Below are 2,710 nucleotides of genomic sequence, written 5' to 3' on the forward strand. Positions count from 1 at the left end.
TTCTTCGCGGCGTCAGCGGCCTTGCTGGCGGCGTCGAGCACCGCATCGCCGGCCGCAGCGGCGGCATCGCCCACCGCGTCGACCGTTTCGCCGGCTTTGGTCGCGGCGTCGTCGGCCGCGGCCTTCACCTCGTCGGTCGCCTTTTCCAAGTCGGACTTGGCGCCTTCGCAACCCACGGTCATCGCCAGACCGAACATGAGCAGCATCGCTGCGCTAAACAAACTTCGCATGCAACTATCTCCTTCAACAAAAGTCGCCCGGCTGGCGGAATATCAACGATGCGCGATCCTACGCGAGTCGCCCAACCGGGCCCAATATCTTACTTGGCGGAACGCCGCAGCATATCCAGTCCCTGCTGCAGCCAGCTATTCTCAGGCATCTTGCCGTCGGGGGTCAACTGGTCGATCAGCGCGGGGAGCAGTTCGGACAATTTGGCGCTGAGCTGTTCTTTGGCTTCGCCGGTCTCGGCCGCCATGTGATGGAGCTTTTCGCCGAAGGCGTCTTCGACCTCGCGCGGCGAGATTGGCTGGTTGGGTCCGGAACCGATCCAGGAGGAGATCACATCGCCGAGGCCACGTTCTTGAAATTGCTTGACGAGGCCAGCCAGACCGTCGCCACTTTGCAACATGCCGGCGACTTGCCGCAGGGATTCGGGCTGGGCGCCGCACTTGGCGGCAAACGATTCGAGCAGTTCATTGAGCGAATTCTGGGCCGTGCTCATGGGAGACTCCCGCGAAAGAGAAGAAGCGAAACGCCGTGGATACAAGCGCCGCTCCGGCGACACAACTACTGGCCCGATGCACTGCCGCCGGGGCGTCGCTAAAGAGTGGTTATACATCCACGATCAGCTAATGGAATCCAGCGGGCGAAAAAGATCGCCGGCTGGCCACTGACCGGCGAGCGGCGCTTGATTGTGAGGCAGCGCCGCGACTTGTAGAATAACGGCCCCGCTGGGAGCGCCCCAGCGTCTTATCCGCCGCAGTTCGAGGAGCACCTTGCCCCCGATCGTCGCTGAATCGCTGATCATCTTCGCACTGGTGTTGGCCAACGGTTTCTTCGCCGGGGCGGAGATCGCCATCATTGCGGCGCGACGCGGACGCCTGAAACAGCAGGCCGAGGCGGGCGATCGCGGATCGCGGATTGCGCTCGAGCTGGCCGAGAACCCCAATCGCTTTCTGTCGACCGTGCAGGTTGGCATCACGCTGGTGGGCACGCTGGCGGCCGCGTTCGGCGGCGCCGAACTGGCCCCGCTCGTCGCCCAGCATCTCAACGTGCAAAAGGTGAACTTCTGGGGCATCAGAGGCGAGACGCTGAGCCTGGGGCTGGTGGTGATGGGGCTGGCGTATTTTCAACTGGTGCTCGGCGAGTTGGTGCCGAAGCGATTCGCGCTGCGACATGCCGAATCGCTCGCGCGGATCGTGGCGCTGCCGATGCGGTTTGTCGAATCGGCCGCCAAGCCATTGGTGTGGTTCATGGGGCGATCGACCGATGTGGCGCTGGCGCTGATCGGGGCGCACAAGGCGCCCAACGTCTCGGTGCAGATCGAAGATATCCAACATCTGATCAAGACGGGCACGGCCGAAGGAGTGCTCGACCTGTCGGAACAGCAAGTGGCGCTCGAAGCGCTGCAATTGGGAGAACGCCCGGTGCGCGACGTGATGCGGCCGCGCATCGAACTCGACGCGCTGGACATCGACACCCCGGCCGAGGAGGTGATCGGCACGGTGGCAATGGCAGGCTTCTCGCGCCTGCCGGTGTACGAGGGGGACCTCGATCATGTGCTGGGGTACGTGCACATCAAAGACCTGTTCCGCCAGCAGTACCTCGGTTGGCCGATTAATCTGCGCAAGTTGTTGCGGCCGGCGCTGTTTGTGCCCGAGACGTTGCCGCTCGATCGGTTGCTCAAGTTGTTTCAAGAGGAGCATACGCAACTGGCGCTGGTGCTCGACGAGTACGGTGGCACCGAAGGGATGGTGACGCTCGAAGACGTGGTGCAGGAGTTGGTGGGCGAAATCCACGACGAACATCACCGCGACGAACAGCAATCGATCGTGCGGCGGCCCGATGGGTCGTGGCTGGTCGATGGCCGCGTGAGCATCGACGAGATGATCGAGCGGCTGGAACTGAAAGTGGAATTACCAGACGAGCGGGGGTACAGCACCGTGGCGGGCTTGATATTGGATGAACTGGGCGCCATTCCGAAAGTAGGCGAACGGCTTACCTGGCAAGGGGTGTCGCTGGAAGTGATCGATATGGACGGCCCACGGATCGATCGCGTACTGGTGCATGCCGCGGTGGAATCTCCGGGGGACGGCAGCGGCAAGGCGATTGAGCCGGGAGATGGGTGAGAAAGTGGCTGGTGGCTGGTGGTTAGTGGTTAGTGATGAGGGGGAAGAAAAAACGCCGAGTCGCCAAGTCGCGGAGCCACACGAGTTCGATCAGGTGAGCAGTGGAGCAGGTGAATGGGGGAAGCCGCCCCCCCGCTCCATCGGCCTGCGGCCGCTGAGGAAAAGTGGCGAGTGGCTAGAGAAGGAAGAAGCCGCGCGGTTGGAGGATCGCACGTTGCTTACCACTTGGCGGAGCCACACGAGTTGGATCAGGTGAGCAGTGGAGCAGGTGAATAGGGGAAGATTCCCTCCCGCCCCAACGGCCTGCGGCCGCTGAGGAAAGTGGCGAGTGGCTAGAGAAGAAAAGCGCCGCGCGAAATCTT

3 protein-coding genes are annotated in these 2,710 nt (G+C 62.7%); 1 reads left to right on the forward strand and 2 read right to left on the reverse strand.

Features of this window, described 5'->3' with window-relative positions; translation table 11 throughout:
* Together K1X71_21270 and K1X71_21275 are read right to left on the reverse strand one after the other, a co-directional pair.
* The coding region (locus tag K1X71_21270) for a hypothetical protein (protein ID MBX7075681.1) at positions 1–230 on the reverse strand (230 nt) is incomplete at its 3' end.
* An 89-nt stretch (positions 231–319) separates the two neighbouring features.
* Positions 320–721: a YidB family protein gene (locus K1X71_21275; GenBank protein ID MBX7075682.1), complete on the reverse strand. Its 402-nt coding sequence runs from the start codon at positions 719–721 to the stop codon at positions 320–322.
* 274 nt (positions 722–995) lie between these two features.
* Here K1X71_21275 and K1X71_21280 point away from each other — a divergent pair, with 274 nt between their 5' ends.
* Complete coding sequence (locus K1X71_21280) at positions 996–2,348, forward strand: hemolysin family protein (GenBank protein MBX7075683.1); 1,353 nt, start codon at positions 996–998, stop codon at positions 2,346–2,348.
* The last annotated feature ends 362 nt before the right edge of the window (positions 2,349–2,710 follow it).

It is taken from the genome of Pirellulales bacterium (assembly GCA_019694455.1).
Taxonomy (GTDB): domain Bacteria; phylum Planctomycetota; class Planctomycetia; order Pirellulales; family JAEUIK01; genus JAIBBY01.